The organism is Streptomyces sp. NPDC058221 (assembly GCF_042882365.1).
GTDB lineage: Bacteria > Actinomycetota > Actinomycetes > Streptomycetales > Streptomycetaceae > Streptomyces.
In genome coordinates, this window is the sequence record NZ_JBHVWF010000031.1 from 1 (window position 1) to 17,834 (window position 17,834).

At 71.4% G+C, this 17,834-nt stretch carries 11 protein-coding genes; 5 read left to right on the forward strand and 6 right to left on the reverse strand.

Annotated elements, in window-relative coordinates; translation table 11 throughout:
* Window positions 1-8: 8 nt before the first annotated feature.
* Together ACFVW8_RS13070 and ACFVW8_RS13075 are read right to left on the reverse strand one after the other, a co-directional pair.
* A complete protein-coding gene (locus tag ACFVW8_RS13070) occupies window positions 9-1,484 on the reverse strand; it encodes a S28 family serine protease (RefSeq protein WP_389689157.1) in 1,476 nt (491 codons plus the stop codon).
* Window positions 1,485-1,581: 97 nt separating this feature from the next.
* Window positions 1,582-1,998 carry a hypothetical protein gene (locus ACFVW8_RS13075; protein ID WP_389689159.1) on the reverse strand — a complete coding sequence of 139 codons (417 nt, stop codon included), beginning with the start codon at window positions 1,996-1,998 and terminating at the stop codon, window positions 1,582-1,584.
* Window positions 1,999-2,196: 198 nt separating this feature from the next.
* On the opposite strand from ACFVW8_RS13075, the gene ACFVW8_RS13080 reads away from it, so the two are divergent.
* Entirely contained in the window at window positions 2,197-2,697 is a 501-nt protein-coding gene (locus tag ACFVW8_RS13080) for a hypothetical protein (protein WP_389689161.1), read from the forward strand.
* 26 nt (window positions 2,698-2,723) lie between these two features.
* Here the strand turns inward: ACFVW8_RS13080 and ACFVW8_RS13085 are convergent, their stop codons facing one another.
* From ACFVW8_RS13085 to speB, 4 genes are all read right to left on the reverse strand, one after another.
* Window positions 2,724-6,512, reverse strand: a complete 3,789-nt coding sequence (locus ACFVW8_RS13085; RefSeq protein WP_389689163.1) for an ABC transporter ATP-binding protein — start codon at window positions 6,510-6,512, stop codon at window positions 2,724-2,726.
* 148 nt (window positions 6,513-6,660) lie between these two features.
* Window positions 6,661-7,518 (reverse strand): serine hydrolase, encoded by an 858-nt coding sequence (locus ACFVW8_RS13090; RefSeq protein WP_389689165.1) that lies wholly within the window; start codon window positions 7,516-7,518, stop codon window positions 6,661-6,663.
* A gap of 179 nt (window positions 7,519-7,697) precedes the next feature.
* On the reverse strand, window positions 7,698-9,383 hold the full coding sequence (locus ACFVW8_RS13095) for a thiamine pyrophosphate-binding protein (RefSeq protein ID WP_389689167.1): 1,686 nt from the start codon (window positions 9,381-9,383) through the stop codon (window positions 7,698-7,700).
* The gene (speB, locus tag ACFVW8_RS13100) at window positions 9,380-10,408 is read right to left on the reverse strand and encodes an agmatinase (protein ID WP_389689169.1); all 1,029 of its coding nucleotides are present in this window, start codon (window positions 10,406-10,408) and stop codon (window positions 9,380-9,382) included. The genes ACFVW8_RS13095 and speB overlap by 4 nt, the downstream gene beginning before the upstream one ends.
* Window positions 10,409-10,670: 262 nt before the next feature.
* Between speB and ACFVW8_RS13105 the strand changes: the two genes are divergently transcribed.
* The 4 genes from ACFVW8_RS13105 (at window position 10,671) to eccCa (ending at window position 17,833) form a co-directional block, all read left to right on the forward strand.
* Window positions 10,671-10,961: a hypothetical protein gene (locus tag ACFVW8_RS13105; protein WP_389689171.1), complete on the forward strand. Its 291-nt coding sequence runs from the start codon at window positions 10,671-10,673 to the stop codon at window positions 10,959-10,961.
* A gap of 189 nt (window positions 10,962-11,150) precedes the next feature.
* A complete protein-coding gene (eccD, locus tag ACFVW8_RS13110) occupies window positions 11,151-12,491 on the forward strand; it encodes a type VII secretion integral membrane protein EccD (protein ID WP_389689173.1) in 1,341 nt (446 codons plus the stop codon).
* Window positions 12,492-12,570: 79 nt separating this feature from the next.
* Window positions 12,571-13,770, forward strand: coding sequence for a MinD/ParA family protein (locus ACFVW8_RS13115; protein ID WP_389689175.1), 1,200 nt, complete (start codon window positions 12,571-12,573; stop codon window positions 13,768-13,770).
* A gap of 52 nt (window positions 13,771-13,822) precedes the next feature.
* On the forward strand, window positions 13,823-17,833 hold the full coding sequence (gene eccCa / locus ACFVW8_RS13120) for a type VII secretion protein EccCa (protein WP_389689177.1): 4,011 nt from the start codon (window positions 13,823-13,825) through the stop codon (window positions 17,831-17,833).
* Window position 17,834 lies beyond the last annotated feature (1 nt).

A 17,834-nucleotide genomic window follows, 5' to 3' on the forward strand; every position in this document is an offset into this window, starting at 1 on the left:
GGGTTGCGTTACGGGTGCCGGTGGCCGAGCCGGTGCTCGGTCGCCAGGTCCCGCTTGTCGAGCACCGCGTCGTACTTCGCGAGCGGCTTCGCCTTCGCCGGGTCCGCCTGGACGGCGGCCGGGGCGACGCCCGCCCAGCGCAGGATGGCCGCGGTGGCCGTGGCGTTCTCGGCCGGGACCAGACCCGCCACGTTCGATCCGTGGTTGCCGCCGGGCTGGGTGAAGACATAGCTGTCACGGGCGCCCGCGCCGAGCCGGAAGCGCTCCGCGCCCCACGGGTCGTTCTGCCCGTACACGTACAGCATGTGGTCGGCGTGGTGCGTCACCCAGTTGTCGATGTCGCGCATCACCCCGGTCCGTTCCTTCATCGGGATGGAGCGCGGCACGAAGGTGCGCGGCGGCTGGTAGCCGTACCGGCTCAGCTTGCCGAGCCAGGGCTGCTTGATGTCGGGGGAACCGAGCTGGGTGCCCGCCTGGTAGTAGTACGGCGTGTACCCCTCCAGGCCCTGGTCGGCGTAGGCGGAGAAGCCGGAGATGGAGTCGACCGAGTCCCAGATCGCCTGGTCGGTGGCGGTCTTGGCGTCGGCCGGGATCGAGTCGCAGTCGGCGAGCAGGCTGTACTGCCAGAACGCCCAGATGTAGTCCATGACCACGGCCTCGTACGCCTTGTCCAGGGTGCCGACGGTGCTGAAGGTGTAGCCGTTGTCGGCGGCGTACTGCGCGTACTTCTTCTCCAGGGGCTTACGGCGGACCAGCGCCTCGCGCTGCACGCCGTTCAGCTTGTCGCGGCACTCCTTGGTGCCCACGTGTCCCAGGAACCGGTCGTAGGCCGAATCCTCCTTGTTGACCACGTCGTTGGGCGCGACATACGCGACGACGCCGTCCATGTCCTTCGGGTAGTAGCGCTCGTAGTACGTGGCCGTCATGCCGCCCTTGGAACCGCCGGTGGTCAGCCAGTTCTTCGAGTAGATCTTCTTCAGCGCCGTGAAGACCCGGTGCTGGTCACTGGCGGCCTGCTGGATGTCGAGCTTGGACCAGTCGGCGGGCGACGGGCGGGACGGGGTGAAGAACCGATACTCCAGCGAGACCTGGTTGCCGTCGACGATCCGGGTCGGCTCGGAGCGGCTGGGGCTGGTGGAGACGTTGTATCCACCGGTGAAGAACACCGTCGGACGGGATGTGTCCTTGTGCAGCAGGGTGATCCGCTGCTGGAACGTTCCCTTGGACGGGTGCCGGTGGTCGACCGGCTGGGTGTAGTTGAGGACGAAGTAGCGGTAGCCCGCGTAGGGCTTCTCCTCGATGAGACTCATTCCCGGGATGGCCAGGATGCGGTCCTTGATGTCCGTACTCGTACCGCTGTCACTGGCGGCGGGACGGACCGCGGCCGGTTCGGCGGCGGTGGCCGCCCCGGCGGAGACACCGGTCGCACTCACTGTGCCGATGAGCACCGCGAGCGACATGAGCCCTCTGAGCGCCTTGCGCATGCACCCTCCCCTTGATTCACAACAGACGTCGTGAACCTAGCGGGGCAACACCGGTGCCGCCAGACCCCATTGCCGCGCGCCCGGACGCGTCACCCGGTCAGCACAGGATCCAGCCCGTGGAGCCGGTCTTCCCCGAGATCGTGCCGGAGACCCGGACGCACCGGTTCAGCGCGTGGACCGTCACCGGCCCGGCCTGCCGGGTGAAGGTGCCCTTGTCGAGGACGGGCCGGCCGCCGCGCGGCTGGATCTGTACGGACATCTTGCGGCGCGCCCCGGGCTTGGCCGCGACCGCGAGGGCGCAGGCGTAGGAGCGGGTCTTGTAGATGCGCAGCTCGCCCGTTTTGAACTTCAGCGTCTTCGCCGGCCGTCCGGCGCAGACCGATGCGGCGCTCGCGCCGGTCGCCCCGACCCCGCCGACGAGCAGTCCGAGGGCGGCGGCCAGAGCCAGGACCAGCAGCCGGACGGAGCCCCGGCGCCCCGTGCGCCCGCCGGGCCCCTCGGTCGGTCTGATCATCGCTCTGTTCACCAGCAAGCCCCATCGCCTCATCGAACACACGCGCCTCTACCCGACACACGGACGCACATACGTGTATCTGCGTACGACGCGGGAGGCCATCCGGAGGTTGCACCCGGCGTGCTCCGCATCTCGGGCATCCGAAGCGGCACACGATGGACCCAACAGGGCATATCCATACGAAAGGCAGGCATCACCATGACCGCACTCCGCACCGCCCAGCGCCCCCGCGGCCGTCGCGTCATCGGCCGCACGCTGCTCGCGGCCGCTCTCCTGACCGCTGTCGCCGCCGTCCCGGCCACCGCCGCTGCCGCACCGCAGCGGGCGTCCGCCTCGGCGCCGGCCCACGACGAGCTCGCCGCCTCGCAGGCCGCGCAGGTCGCCCACTTCTACGGCGCGTACATCGACGCCGTCGCCGACGAGAACGGCGGCGGCCTCGCCACCGCGCTGCGCGGCTTCTACCTCACGCCGGACCTGCGCCAGGAGCTGCGCACCTGGGAGGAGGCCAACCACGCCGACGGAGTACTGCGCGCCCAGGACGTACCCGCCGGCTTCCGCGTCACCGCGGGCGACAGCGGCGCCGGGCACGCCTGGACGCACGTCCGGCTCACCTGGGGCTCAGCCGCCGACCCGACGTACACGTATCTGACCGTGCAGTCGGAGCTGGCGAGCGGGAAGATCTCCGGCATCCGCGAGTAGTGCTGCGAGCGGCGCCCGCCCCGGTCTCACACCGCGGCGGGTTCGTCCTCCCCTATGAAGGTGCGCCACAGCACGGCGTACTTGCCCTCCAGGCCGAGGAGTTCGTCGTGCGTGCCGTCCTCGACGACCCGGCCGTGGTCCATCACCACGACCCGGTCTGCGCGGGCGGCGGTGGTCAGCCGGTGGGCGACGACCAGCGTGGTGCGCCGGCCCGCGAGGCGGTCGGTCGCCTGGTTGACCAGCGCCTCGCTGGCCAGGTCCAGGGATGCGGTGGCCTCGTCGAGCAGCAGGATGTCCGGGTCGACGAGCTCGGCGCGGGCCAGTGCGATCAGCTGCCGCTGCCCGGCGGAGAGATTGCGGCCCCGCTCGGCGACCTCGTGCAGATAGCCGCCCTCCAGGGTGGCGATCATGTCGTGCGCGCCGACGGCCCTGGACGCCGCCTCCACCTGTGCGTCGGTGGCCTCCGGTCGCCCGTACGCGATGGCGTCGCGGACCGTCCCCGCGAAGAGGTACGCCTCCTGCGGCACGACTCCGAGCCGGTGCCGGTACGCGGTGAGGCCGAGGCTGCGCAGATCCGTACCGTCCGCCGTGACCCGGCCCTGCGTCGGGTCGTAGAACCGGGCGACGAGCTTGACCAGGGTGGACTTGCCCGCACCGGTCTCACCGACGAACGCGACCGTCTGACCGGCCGGGATCCGCAGGTCGACCCCGCTGATCGCGGCCTCCTCGCCGCCGTACGCGAAGGACACGTCCTCGAACGCGATCTCGCCACGCAGCGACAGCACGTCCAGCGGCTGGTCCTGGTCGGCGGTGGACGTCGGCTCCTGGAGGAGCTCCTGGATCCGGCCGAGCGAGACGGTGGCCTGCTGGTAGCCGTCGAAGACCTGGGAGAGCTGCTGCACGGGCGCGAAGAACAGGTCGATGTAGAGCAGGTAGGCGACGAGAGCACCGGTGGTGAGGGTGTTGTTGTCGACCCGGCCCGCACCGACGATCAGCACGGCGGCGGCGGCCACCGAGGACAGCAGCTGCACGAACGGGAAGTAGACCGAGATCAGCCATTGGCCGCGGACCCGGGCCTGGCGGTAGTGGTCGCTGCGTGCGGCGAACCGGTCGGCGCCGTCGCGCTCGCGGCGGAAGGCCTGCACGATCCGGAGCCCGGAGACGGACTCCTGGAGGTCGGCGTTGACGGCACTGATGCGCTCGCGGGCCAGCTCGTACGCCTTGACGCTCCTGCGCCGGAAGAAGAACGTGCCGACGATCAGCACCGGCAGTGTCGCGAAGACGACGAGGGCCAGCTCGACGTCCAGGACGAGCAGCGCGACCATGATGCCGAAGAAGGTGACGACGGAGACGAAGGCCGTGACCAGGCCGGTCTGCAGGAACGTGGACAGCGCGTCCACGTCCGTCGTCATCCTGGTCATGATCCGGCCGGTCAGCTCGCGCTCGTAGTAGTCGAGGCCGAGGCGCTGGAGCTGGGCGAAGATCTTCAGCCGCAGTGAGTAGAGCACCCGCTCGCCGGTGCGGCCCGTCATCCGGGTCTCGCCGATCTGGGCCGCCCACTGCACGAGGACGACGACGAGGCCGAGAGCGGAGGCCGTCCAGACCGCGCCGAGCGCCAGCTGGGTGACGCCCTCGTCGATGCCGTTCCTGATCAGCACCGGAAGGAGCAGTCCGGCCCCGGCGTCCAGGGCCACCAGCGCCAGGCTCACCAGCAGCGGAAGGCCGAAGCCGCGCAGCAGCCTGCGGAGCCCGTAGGACTCCTCGGCGTGCACTGCACGGGCCTCGTCGACGTCCGGGACGTCGGTCGCCGGGGGCAGGGCGTCGACCTGGGCCAGCAGCTCGGGGGTGGCGGGCATCCCGGCCGCGTCGGTGTCGCGGACCTCCTCCTTGCGGACCCACAGCTCGGGCGTGATGCCGCGTTCGGCGTCGAATTCTGCGTCCAGCTCCTCCTGGAGTGCGCGGTCGTCCTCGGCGTCGGCGGCGGGGCGGGCCGGCCGGTGGCCGGGCGAGGTGCCGCCGAGCTCGTCCGGGTCGGTGAGCAGACGCCGGTAGAGCGGGGAGCGGCGCTCCAGCTCCTCGTGCGTCCCGATGTCGGCGAGCCGGCCGTTCTCCAGGACCGCGATCCGGTCGGCGAGGTTGAGGGTGGAGCGCCGGTGGGCGATCAGCAGGGTGGTCCGCCCGGCCATCACCTGGCGCAGCGCCTCGTGGATCTCGTGCTCGACACGGGCGTCGACCGCGGAGGTGGCGTCGTCGAGGAGGAGCAGCCGGGGGTCGGTGAGGATGGCGCGGGCGAGGGCGACGCGCTGGCGCTGGCCGCCGGAGAGGGTGAGCCCGTGCTCGCCGACCTCGGTGTCGTACCCCTTGGGCAGTTCGGCGATGAACCGGTGGGCCTGCGCGGCGCGGGCGGCCTGCTCGATCTGCTCGTCGGTGGCGTCCGGGAGGCCGTAGGCGATGTTGGCGCGGATGGAGTCGGAGAACAGGAAGCTGTCCTCGGGCACGAGCCCGATGGCGGCCCGCAGCGAGTCGAGGGTCAGCTCGCGGACATCGTGTCCGCCGACCAGCACGGCGCCGTGTGTCACGTCGTAGAACCGCGGGATCAGCATCGAGACGGTGGACTTGCCGCTGCCGGACGCGCCGACGACGGCGACGGTCTCGCCGGGCTCGATGGTCAGCGAGAACCCGTCGAGGACGGTGCGTTCCGAGGGTCCGCCGCCGGGCTCCCCGTCAGGGGCCGAGGCAGAGCCCGGCGCCGCGTAACCGAAGCGCACGTCGTCGAACTCGACGCTGGCCGGGGCGTCGGCGGGGAGCTGCTTGGTGCCGTCCTGCATCGTCGGCTCGGTGTCGATCAGCTCCAGTACGCGTTCCACACCGGCGCGGGCCTGCTGTCCGACGGTGAGGACCATGGCGAGCATCCGGACCGGGCCGACGAGCTGGGCGAGGTAGGTGGAGAACGCGACGAACGTACCGAGGGTGATCTCGCCGCGGGTGGCGAGCCAGCCGCCGAGGGCCAGCATGGCGACCTGGCCGAGCGCGGGTACGGCCTGCAGGGCGGGGGTGTACCGGGAGTTCAGCCGGATGGTGCGCAGCCGCCCGGCGAAGAGCCTGCGCCCGACCTCGCGCAGCTTGCCGGTCTCCTGGTCCTCCTGCCCGAACCCCTTGACCACCCGCACCCCGGAGACGGCCCCGTCGACGACTCCGGCGACGGCGGCGGCCTGCGACTGGGCGTACCAGGTGGCGGGGAAGAGCCGGGTGCGGGAGCGGCGGGCGATGAACCAGAGGGCGGGGGCCACGGCGACCGCGACGAGCGTCAGCAGTGGCGAGAGCCACGCCATGATCACCAGGGAGAGCAGGAACAGCAGGACGTTCCCGATGGTCATCGGGAGCATGAACAGCAGCCCCTGGATCAGCTGCAGGTCGCTGGTGGCGCGGCCGACGACCTGTCCGGTGGACAGTTCGTCCTGGCGCTTCCCGTCGAGGCGGGTGATCGTCCCGTACATCTCGGTCCGCAGATCGTGCTGCACGTCCAGGGCGAGCCGGCCGCCGTAGTAGCGGCGGACGAACGTCGAGACGTAGACGAGCGCGGCTGCCGCGATCAGCAGCCCGGTCCAGACGGCCAGGGAACGGGTGTGGTTGCCGACCACATCATCGATGATCACCTTGGTGATCAGCGGGACGAGGGCCATCACGGCCATTCCCGCGAGCGACGAGCCGAGCGCGAGCAGCACGTTGCGCCGGTAGCGCCAGGCATAACCGCACAGCCTGCGCGCCCAGCCGCGCTGCTGCGGCTCGCCCTCTGTCTCCCCTGCGTCCGACACCCGGTGCCTCCCGTTCGACCTGCTCTGCCGCATGGCACCAACGCGGGGTGTTGCGGATTTCATCCCTCCGCAACAAATTACGGGACCTTGGTCGCAGGAGATGCCGAACCTTGGTCGTAGGCCGGTGCCGTAACGGCACGCTCACCGGTCAGGAACGGTTCAGGTCCTGGTGGACGCTCCGCGCGACGGCCTGGATGGTGTCGACCCCGTCGTTCATCGTCTTGTTGTCCTGGGTGAGCACCGTCAGCGTGTAGTCGTGCCCGTTGCCCGCGAAGGCGCCGATGCTGTGCACCCGCCAGCCGTGGGTCGCCCGCTGCAGCCAGCCGTTCTTGACCTGGACGGTGTCGGAGGCCGGCGCGCCGGCGGGCGTGCCCCAGCGCTGCGACGGGATGACCTTGCGCATCAGGCCGAGCTCGTAGGAGCGTGCGCTGTCGCTGAGCACGGAGTTCCTCGCGGTGAGCAGCGTCAGCAGCCGCTGCTCGTCCTGCGCGGTGATCTGCGTCAGCCCCCAGGAGCCGCCGGCCCCGGGCACGGTGTGCGTCATCCCGGCGGCCTTGAGGAATGCCCTGACCTTGGTGGCGCCGAGCTGCTTCCACAGGGTGGTGGTCGCGTCGTTGTCGGACTTGGTGATCATCTTGGTGCTGAGGGCGGTCTCGCGCTGGGTGAGGTGCCGGTTGTGCCGGTCGGCGTCCCGGAGCAGCGCGGCCAGCACGGTCGCCTTCACGACGCTGGCGGAGTCGTACGCCGACGTGGGCCGCAGGGTGCACGTCGTCCTGTTGGTCCGGTCGTGGAGTGCCACCGCGGTGGTCGGCATGCGCCCCTTGAGGGCTGCGGTGATGTCCTTGGACAGCTTGGCGGCGAGCCCGCCCTTGGCCGAGGTGCAGCTCACCTTCGGCGTCGCGGCTGCGGCGGGCGCGGCGCCGAGCGCCACGGGTGTGAGCATGCCGACGGCGAGCGCGGCGCATATCCCGCCGCGGGCGCGGCGGGATATGTGGGATTTCGTCATGGTGCGTTCCCGTCCCTGAGTCGTTCCTGCGGGCGCACCCCGGCACACCCATCAGCACAGACTCGCGGACAACGGGATAGCTGTATGTGACGAAAGCCCCATTCATCGCAACTGTGACGAGAGCAACGGACCGCACCCGGAGCCGTAGCGGCCCCGGGTGCGACACCGTGCCGAAGGTCCTAGAGGTGCGTCGGCTCGAACATCCGGAGCAGCGCCGGGAGTACGACGACCGAGGGGCCCGGCTGCGCGAAGGCCTTGGCCAGGTCGTCGGCGAGCGTCTCGGGGCTCGTGCGGACGGCCGGGACGCCGAAGGACTCGGCGAGGGCGACGAAGTCCGGGCGGGACAGCTCCGTCCCGGTGGCTTCACCGAAGGCGCCGGTCATGTACTCGCGCAGGATGCCGTACCCGCCGTCGTCCACGATCAGCCAGGTGACCGGGAGGTCGTACTGGCGGGCGGTGGCGAGTTCCGCGATCGAGTACATCGCGCCGCCGTCGCCGGAGACCGCCAGAACGGGCTTCGTACGGTCGGCGGCCGCCGCGCCGATGGCCGCCGGGAAGCCGTAGCCGAGGCCGCCCGCACCCTGGGCCGAGTGCATGGTGTTCGGATGCCGGGCGTCGAAGGCGGACCAGGCCCAGTAGGCGAGGATCGTCATGTCCCAGAAGCTGGGGGACGTGTCGGGCAGGGCTGCCCGGATCTCGGCGACGAGGTGCTGTTCCAGGGTGAGCTCCTGGGCGGCGATCCTGTCGCGTACGAGGCCGAGCACGGCCGAGACGCGTTCCGCGGCGGACGGGTCCTCGCGCGGGGTGACCGCTTCGAGGAGGTCGGCCAGCGCGTCACGGGCGTCGGCGTGGATGCCGAGCGCGGGATGGTTGGACTCCAGCTTCCCGGCGTCGGCCTCGATCTGGACGACCCGGCCGCGCGGGACGAACGTGTGGTAGTTCGAGGAGAGTTCACCGAGGCCGGAGCCGACGACCAGCAGGACGTCGGCGTCCTCCAGGAAGTCCGTCGTGTGCCGGTCCTCCAGCCAGGACTGCAGCGAGAGCGGGTGCTCCCACGGGAAGGCGCCCTTGCCGCCGAAGGTGGTGACGACCGGGGCGCCGACCCGCTCCGCGAGGGCCCGGAGCTTGCCGGAGGCGTCGGAGCGTACGACGCCGCCGCCCGCGATGATCGCCGGGCGTTCGGCGTTCGACAGCAAGTGGGCTGCCACGGCGATGAGTTCGGGCCGGGCGTGCAGCTCGCGCGGGGTGGCGTCCATCGCGGTGACGACGGGCAGCGTCGTCTGTTCCAGGAGCACGTCCTGCGGGATCTCGACCCAGACCGGTCCGTGCGGGGCCGTCAGCGCGGACTCCCAGGCGGCGGCGATCGCGGACGGGATCTGCGAGGCGGCCCGCACGGTGTGCACGGACTTCACGACATCGCGGAACGACGCCTTCTGGTCGCGCAGTTCGTGCAGGTATCCGTGGCGCCCGCCGCCGAGCCCGGCGGTCGGGATCTGGCTGGAGATGGCCAGCACCGGCGCGGAGGCGGCGGCCGCCTCCTGGAGCGCGGCGAGCGAGGTGAGCGCGCCCGGTCCGGTGGACAGGAGCAGCGGGGCCACCTCGCCGGTGATGCGCCCGTACGCGTCGGCGGCGAAGCCCGCGTTGTTCTCGACGCGCAGGCCGACGTAGCTGAGGGACGAGCGGCGGAGCGCGTCGAACATGCCCAGCGCGTGCTGTCCGGGAAGTCCGAAGACGGTGGTCGCACCGAGGCCCTGGAGCGTCTCGACGGCGAGGTCGCCGCCGTTGCGGCCCGGCGGAGGGTTCAGTGCGGCGGCGATCTGCTCGGGGGTGAGCTCGGGCCGCTCGTCGTGGTGGTCGTGGCTCACTTCTGCCCTGCCTCCTTCTGTCCGGCCTGCGTCTGCCCGGCCTGCTGCTGTCCGGCCTGCTGCTGTCCGGCCTGCGCGATCTGGCGGCTCATGACCGTCGTCAGCTCGTAGGCGGTGTGCGAGGCGGCGACGGAGGTGATCTCGGCGTGGTCGTACGCGGGAGCGACCTCGACCAGGTCGGCGGAGACCAGGTGGCAGGAGGACAGCCCGCGCACGATCTCCAGCAGCTCGCGGGAGGTGAGGCCGCCGGCCTCGGGGGTGCCGGTGCCGGGGGCGTGCGCCGGGTCCAGTACGTCGATGTCGATGGAGATGTAGAGCGGCCGGTCACCGATGCGCTGACGCAGCTGGTCGGTGATCTCGTCGACACCGCGCCGCATGACGTCGGCGGAGGTCACGATCCCGAAGCCCATCTTTGCGTCGTCGGTGAGGTCCTGCTTTCCGTACAGCGGGCCGCGGGTGCCGACGTGGGAGAGCGCCGAGGTGTCGAGGATGCCCTCCTCGACGGCCCGGCGGAACGGAGTGCCGTGGGTGTACTCGGCGCCGAAGTAGGTGTCCCACGTGTCGAGGTGTGCGTCGAAGTGGAGCAGCGCGACGGGCCCGTGCTTCTTGGCGACGGAACGCAGCAGCGGCAGCGCGATGGTGTGGTCGCCGCCGAGCGTCATCAGCCGGGCACCGGTGGAGAGCAGATCGTCGGCCGCGGCCTCGATCGTCTCGACGGCCTCGTTGATGTTGAACGGGTTGGCCGCGATGTCACCGGCGTCCGCGACCTGTGCCAGGGCGAAGGGCGAGGCGTCCTGCGCCGGGTTGTACGGACGGAGCAGCCGCGAGGCCTCCCGGATCGCGTTGCCCCCGAACCGTGCGCCGGGCCGGTAGGAGACCCCGCTGTCGAAGGGCACGCCGACCACGGCGACATCGGCCCGGCCGACCTCGTCGAGCCGGGGCAGCCGGGCGAACGTCGCCGGCCCCGCGTACCTCGGGACGCGGGAGGAGTCGACGGGTCCGCGCGGCGTTTCGGTGCTGCTCATGGAGTGGGTGGCCTTTCCTTCGATGACGCGCTGCTTCGAGTGTGCCGGATCTCCCGGAACGGCACGGAAGCACGCGCACGGGTCCGCTCACGACGCTAAGCGGCGGGGAGCCAGGCCTGAAGTGTGCGTTTCATCCATTCTTGCCACCCATGAGGGATGAAACGCACACATGGCGCCTCCCTGCCGGTCCGCCCGGATACCGCCACCCGATGCACCCGCTCGTCGATCCATGGATTATGTTGCAGTGGCAAAGGGGGATCACATGGCACGGGATTACGACAGCCAGCTGCTGGAGTCGGTGGGGGTGCGCCGACGGAGGATGCGGGACGCCCTTCTGTTCGGCGCCCGGCGCACGCGGCGCACGGCGGACGAGCGCCTCGGGAAAGTGTTCGCGGGAATCGCGATCACGGCCGTGCTGTGCGCGGGGTGCGTGGGGTGGTCCTTTCTCCAGCACACCCTGCAGACACAGAAGGCCGAGCAGCAGAAACAGCAGCGGCAGGCGCAGCAGTACGAGGGGCCGGCGTCGTCACCGTCACCGGGTGCGGCCCGATAGACACAGCCGTCGGCGCCCCACCCCTGTGACACGACGGGGAATGCGCGAAGCATCCGGAGCCGGCGACGGGCCACCGAAGAGATTTCGCCAAAGTCGGGACTGCGGAAGAACGCTCGGCGCACTTTGCCCAATTGGCCCGAAATTTCGGAAATTTGCAATGATAGGTTTGCTTGAGTGGTGAGCAAAGCAATGACTTCGCGGACGGAAATGAGCCGGGTGACCCTCGTCGGCGAGCGACGCCGGGCCGACATCGTTCTGCCCTCGGACACCCCCATCGGACAGCTCCTGCCGGACATTCTGCAGCTGCTGGACGACCGGGCCGCATCGCGGCCGTTGGCCCGGCAGCTGATCACCTCCGACGGTTCGGCCCTGCCGCACGACAGCACGCTGGCATCGGCCGGCGTCAGCGACGGCGCCGTGCTCCGACTGGTCCGGTCCCACTCCGCCCCACCCGCTCCCGTCGTCCACGACGTCACGGACCTGGTGGCCGACAGCCTCGATCTCCAGGCCTGGCGCTGGCGTCCGGCCGCACGGCGGACCTGTGCCGGAGTGACGACCGTGGCCCTTGCGGTGATCGCCGCGCTGCTCGCCCGCAGCGAGTTCCCGCTCGCCGCCCTGTCCGGTTCGCTGGCGGCCGTCACCGCCGCTCTCCTGGCGGCCGGTGCGCTCGTCGCACGGCTCGGCCGGGACGATCGCGGCCTGGCGACCGCGCTGCTGTTCGTCGGCGCCGGGCTCTGTGTCCTCACGGCCTGGACCGCCGCCGACGCGTACGACTGGTCCGGGGCGTTCCGGCTGGCCGCCGTGGCGGGTGCGGTCATCCTCTCGTTGGTACTGCTGGGCCTCTTCTCACCGCTGGGCCGCGGCGGCCTCGTCGGAGCCATGGCGGTGGCCGCCGTCACGGCGGTTTGGGAGTGCGTCGCCGCCGTCGAGACGGATCCGGCCCGGCTCGGTGCCGTCATGGCCGTGTTCTCGGTGGTTCTGCTCGGCCTGCTGCCCCGGCTCGCCCTCATGGCCTCGGGCCTGACCGCACTCGACGACCGGCGCTCGGGCGGTGCGTCCGTCAGCCGTCACGACGTGGGCAACGCCCTGGCCGCCACCCATCGCGGGCTCTCCCTCGCCACCCTCGTCAGCTCCGTATCGGCTGCCGCCGCGGGCTGGCTCCTCACCCTGGCCGACCGGCCGACCGTGTGGACGGTACTGCTGCCGTCGCTCGTCGCGACGGTGCTCCTGTCGCGGGCGCGGGCGTTCCCGCTGGTGGCCGAGGTGGTGGCGCTCTTCGCCGCCGCCGCGGTTCTCGTCGTCCGACTGGTGATGCTGTGGATGGAGCAGGCCGGCGGCGCCGGACCCGTCCTGGTGCTGGGGGCGGCGGCCCTGCTGCCGTTGCTCGCCCTGTCGCTGGAGCCGCCCGAGCACGTACGGGTCCGGCTGCGGCGCACGGCCGATCTGGTCGAGTCCATCGGCGTGGTGGGGCTCTTCCCGCTCGCCATCGGGGTGTTCGGCATGTACGGACAGCTGCTCAACAAGTTCTGACGTCTCTGACACCACCGTCTCTGACACCACCTGCGCAGGCGCTCCGGGCGGGGCTTCGAAGCGGAGAAGAAGGGCAGACATGCCGAACGCGGACAACTGGCAGGGCGATGTGCTGCGCGATCTGAGGAGCACCGCCGCGCAGGCTGCGCCGGCCCCCGGCGCGGGAGCTGTCGCAGCGCCCGCCCCGGCACAGCAGCAGGCGCAGCCCCAGGCGCGTCAACGGCTGTCCTCCCAGGGGCAGTCGGCCGAGCAGATACCCGCGCGGGGCCCGGGGGCAGCCGTCCCCGCCCCGCACGGGGGGTCTGCCCACGCCCCGCACGGGGGGTCTGCCCCCGCCCCGCACGCCACTCACCGGCCGACGCCTGATGCGCGGGCCGTGGTGGACAGGGATCCGGCCGTCGCGGCACGGCGTCCGCAGAGGGGTGAGTCAGTCGTCGTACGGGCCTCGCGCGCACTGCGCCATATCGTTTCCTCCTCGACGGCGCGCGAGGTCGCCGAGGCCACCCGTGCCGCCGAGATGCTCCAGCAGCCGGTGACCACGGGACGCCAGATCGCCGTCACCTCCATCCGGGGCGGCGCGGGCAAGACGACCGTCGCCGCGCTGCTCGGCACGGCGTACGCGCACTACCGCCAGGATCCGGTCCTCCTCGTCGAGGCCGATCCGGCCCTCGGCTCACTGCCGTTGCGGCTCGGCGCCGAGACGCTCCGGTGGACCACGGCCGACCTGGCGGACATCGTGCAGCCGCAGATGTCGCTGCTCGACGTCACCGGCTACCTCGTCCAGCTGCCGGGCAACGCCTGGCTGCTGCCCGGCAGTCAGGGCCGGATCGGGACGATGCTGGACACCTCGACGTACGAACGGGTCATGGTGGCGCTGCGGCGCTACTTCGGCGTGACGGTCGTCGACTGCGAGACATTGCCGGCGGAGGTCGCCCGGGTCGCCCTCTCGGCTTCCCAGGCCCGCGTACTGACCGCCCCCGCCACTCTGGACGGCGTCACGAGTACGTACGCGGTACTGGAGTGGATGCAGGGGCTGCCCCGCCATGTGATGGACGGAACCGTGGTCGTGCTCTCCAACATGGCGGCGCGCCCCGGCATCGACATGGACGCGGCCGCCGAGAGGCTCCGGTCCACCGGCGCGGCCGTCCACGTACTGCCCTTCGACCGGCACCTGGCAGCGGGCGGCCCGCTGCGCACCGAGCTGCTCGCCCGGCCGACGCGGCTGGCGGCCACCCGGTTGGCGGCCGAGGTGTTCCAGCTCTCCCAGAAGCGCCGGTGACCCCCATGCCCAGCCCCGGTCGTCAGCCGGCCCTGAACACCGGACGCAGCCGATGAGTACCCGACGGATCCACCGCCCCGCCCGGACCACCCGGCCCCCGGCCGAGCCCGCGCCCCGCACCATCGAGGCACCGCCCAACCTGCCCGAGGGCAAGGCCGGCAACATCGCGATGTCGCTGTTGCCGGTCGCCGGGGTCATGTCGTCCGTCGTGATGATGACGGTCGTCCGCAACAGCCAGTTCGCCGGGCTCGGCGCGATCATCCTCGTGGTCACCGTCATCGGATCCGCGGCCCTGCTCTTCTCGCAGCGCGGCAAGGCCCAGCGCACCCGACGCACCCAGCGCGAGGCCTACCTCACCTATGTGGAGGACCTGCGGGAGGAGTTGTCGGCCGAGGAGCGCGGACGCCGGGAGCGGGCCGATGTGCTCAACCCCGCGCCGCCCGCCCTGTACGACATCGTCCGCGACCCGGCACGCCTCTGGGAGCGGCGCAGGGTCGACGACGACTTCCTCCGGGTCCGGGCCGGCACCGGCGAGATGCCGGTGCGTGACCTGCGGATCGCCGAGCAGGGCTCGTCCGTCCTCACCCCGCCCGACCTCTTCATGCTGAACGAGGCCTCGGCCCTGGTGAACCGGTTCCGCAACGGCACCGAACTGCCGCTGACCGTACCGCTCGACCGGGCCGGCAACGTCAGCGTGATCGGCCCCCGCGAGGACTGCCTGCGGGTCGCGCGTGCCCTGCTCGTCCAGGCGGCCGCCCTGCACGCACCCGACGACGTGGCCATCGCCGTCGCGGCACCGGGGACCCGCATAGCGGACTGGGAGTGGGCCAAGTGGCTTCCGCATCTGCTCGACACCGAGCAGTTCGACGGCCCGGTCGCCGCCCGCCGCATCGCACCGTCCGCACCCCAGCTGGCCCGCCGGCTCGGAGCCGAGCTGCGCCGCCGGGCCTCCTACGCCGCCGAGGTCCGCCGCGGCCTGGCCGACCGGGACGCGCTGTCCATGAACTCCCGGCTGCTCGTCGTCGTCGACGGGCACGGCGAGGACGCCGTCGATCTGCCCCGCCCCGACGACGCGGTCGGTCTGCGCGAGATGGGCGTCAGCGTGCTGCACCTGCTCGAACGGCAGGTGCAGGAACCGGGACACGTGAACGTACGCATCACGGTCGACGGCACCGACGTGACCATCGAGGACCTGCGGGAGCCGGAGCCGGTCGAGGCCCGCGGCACCGTGGACGATGTGGGCGTTCCCTTCGCCGAGGGCCTGGCCCGGATGCTCGCGCCGCTGCGGCTCTCCGCCGAATCCCTGGTGGACGCGCCGCTGGCCGGTCCGGTCGACTTCGCCGCGATGCTGGGCATCGACGACGTGGCCCGGCTCGACCTGGAGGAGCTGTGGGCACCGCGTGGGGAGCGGGCTTTCCTGCGCGTCCCGATCGGCATCAGCGACTCCCACGAACCGGTGCTCCTGGACCTCAAGGAGTCCTCCGAACTCGGCATGGGCCCGCACGGACTGTGCGTGGGCGCCACCGGCTCCGGAAAGTCGGAGCTGCTGCGGACCCTGGTCCTGGGTCTGGCAGCCACCCACCCGCCGGAGGACCTCGCCCTCGTACTCGTCGACTACAAGGGCGGTGCCACCTTCGCGCCGTTCGCGGATCTGCCGCATGTCGCGGGCGTCATCACCAACCTGGAGAACCAGGCCGGTCTGGTCGAACGGGTCCATTCCTCGCTCGCCGGTGAGGTCAAACGCCGCCAGCAGGCACTCAAGGATGCGGGCAATGTCGCCGACATCGGGGACTACGCTGCCCTGCGCGCGCAGAAGCGGCCGGATCTGGACCCGCTGCCTCATCTGTTCGTCGTGATCGACGAGTTCGGCGAACTGCTCACGGCCAAACCGGACTTCATCGACCTGTTCCTCTCCATCGGCCGGATCGGGCGCTCCATCGGCGTCCATCTGCTCCTCTCCAGCCAGCGGATCGAGGGTGGACGGCTGAAGGGCCTGGACACCTACCTCTCCTACCGGCTCGGCCTGCGGACCTTCTCCGCCGACGAGTCCCGCACGGTCCTGGACACCACGGACGCCTTCCACCTGCCGCCGCTGCCCGGCTTCGGCTACCTCAAGGTGGACACCAGCCACTACGCCCGGTTCAAGGCCGGCTATGTCTCGGGGGCCTATCGCGGACCCGCCCGGCAGGCGGACGAAGAGGAGACCGGTCCGCTCGCGCTGGAGTACGAGGCGTTCAACACCCTGGCCGGACCGGACAGTACGCAGCAGGCCCCGGAAGCGTCATCACGCCGGCGCGAGACCGGGCCGACCGAACTCGGCGTCATGGTGGAACAGCTGACCGGTGCCGCGCCCGGAGTACGCAGCATCTGGCTGGACCCGCTCCCCTCTGCCATCGCCCTGGACACGGTCGCCGGGCCGCTCGACGTCGGCCCGCGCGGCATGCGTCTGGCCGGGGCGCGCGAGGGTGACGGCAGAGCCGGTTCACGGCAGGACGGACCGCTCCTGATACCCCTCGGTCTGCTGGACGACCCCGCCAGACAGTGGCAGGGGCCGTGGTTCCTGGATCTCACGGTGGCCGGCGGCCACGCAGCCGTGATCGGTGGCCCGCAGTCCGGCAAGACGACGCTCCTGCGCACGCTCGTCCTCTCCCTCGCGCTGACCCATACCCCGCAGGAGGTCGGCGTCTACGGGCTCGACCTGGTCGGCGGCGGCCTTCAGGCGCTGTCGGAACTGCCGCATGTGGGAGGCATCGCGGGCCGCGCCGACCGGGAACGGGCGGCACGCACCGTCGAGGAGGTCCGCGCCATGCTCGCCGTGCGCGAGGACCTCTTCCGCGAGCACGGCATCGACTCGGTCGAGCAGTTGCGCACCCTCCACACGGCAGGCCGGCTGCCGCAGCTGGCGTCCGCCGAGATCCTGCTCGTCATCGACGGGTTCGGCGCGTTGCGGGACGACTTCGACGAACTCGACGACGCGGTCGCCGACATCCTCAAGCGCGGCGGCGGATACGGCATCCACGTCGTCGCGGGCATGTTGCGCTGGAACGACGTACGCATCGCCGTCCAGTCCAACTTCGGCACCCGCGTCGAGCTGCGCCTGAACGACCCCGGCGAGTCGAGCATCGACCGAAAGCTGGTCGAGACCCTGTCGCCGGACGAGCCGGGCCGGGTCCTCACCGACGGAAAGCTCTTCGCCCAGGTCGCCCTCCCCCGTACGGACGGGGCGGCCGGCACGGCGGACCTGGGTGCGGTGCTGGAGCGCGCCACCCGTGCGGCGCGCGCCACCTGGCACGGCGAAGTGGCGCAGCCCGTAAGGGTGTTGCCGCACGATCTGGAGCCGCAGCTGCTGCCCGGCCCGGCCGCCGAGCCGCAGCGGGTCCCCATCGGTCTTGACCAGTCGGCCCTCGCCCCCGTCCTGCTCGACCTGTTCCGTCACGACCAGCACCTGCTGGTGATGGGCGACAGCGAGTGCGGCAAGACGAACCTGCTGCGGGCGGTCGCGAACGGCCTCGTCGACCGCTACGGCGAGGACGATCTGGTGTTCGCCGTGATGGACCCCCGGCGGTCCCTGCGGGGCGTGGTCCCGGAGGAGTTCAACGGGGGTTACGCCTACAACTCCAAGCTGTGCGCCGGGCTTTCCGCCGGGATCGCCACCGAGCTGGAGAAGCGGCTGCCCGACGAGAACGCCCGCTTGGAGGACCTGGAGCCGGGCAGTTGGGGCAAGGGCCCGCGCATCGTGGTCCTGGTCGACGACTACGACGTGCTGACGACCGCCGGCCAGTCCCCGCTGGCCGCGTTCCTCCCGTACATCCCCTCGGCCGTCGACATCGGCCTCCACTTCGTACTGACGCGGCGCGTGGCCGGTGCGTCGCGCGGCATGTACGAGCCGCTGGTGCAGAGCCTGCGGGAGTCGGGGGCGTCGGCGCTGGTGATGTCCGGCGACCGGAGCGAGGGCCAGTTGTTCCCTCGGGTGTACGCATCGCAACAGGCCGCGGGCCGGGGCATGTTCATTCAGCGGGGCCGTCCGAACCGGCTCATCCAGACGGTGCACTCACCGGGGTGAC

Bases quoted from the DNA above. Each gene is read 5' to 3' on its own strand.
- ACFVW8_RS13070 (WP_389689157.1), bottom strand. From the start codon at position 1,484: ATGCGCAAGGCGCTCAGAGGGCTCATGTCGCTCGCGGTGCTCATCGGC.
- ACFVW8_RS13075 (WP_389689159.1), bottom strand. From the start codon at position 1,998: ATGATCAGACCGACCGAGGGGCCCGGCGGGCGCACGGGGCGCCGGGGC.
- ACFVW8_RS13080 (WP_389689161.1), top strand. From the start codon at position 2,197: ATGACCGCACTCCGCACCGCCCAGCGCCCCCGCGGCCGTCGCGTCATC.
- ACFVW8_RS13090 (WP_389689165.1), bottom strand. From the start codon at position 7,518: ATGACGAAATCCCACATATCCCGCCGCGCCCGCGGCGGGATATGCGCC.
- speB (WP_389689169.1), bottom strand. From the start codon at position 10,408: ATGAGCAGCACCGAAACGCCGCGCGGACCCGTCGACTCCTCCCGCGTC.
- ACFVW8_RS13105 (WP_389689171.1), top strand. From the start codon at position 10,671: ATGGCACGGGATTACGACAGCCAGCTGCTGGAGTCGGTGGGGGTGCGC.
- eccD (WP_389689173.1), top strand. From the start codon at position 11,151: ATGACTTCGCGGACGGAAATGAGCCGGGTGACCCTCGTCGGCGAGCGA.
- ACFVW8_RS13115 (WP_389689175.1), top strand. From the start codon at position 12,571: ATGCCGAACGCGGACAACTGGCAGGGCGATGTGCTGCGCGATCTGAGG.
- eccCa (WP_389689177.1), top strand. From the start codon at position 13,823: ATGAGTACCCGACGGATCCACCGCCCCGCCCGGACCACCCGGCCCCCG.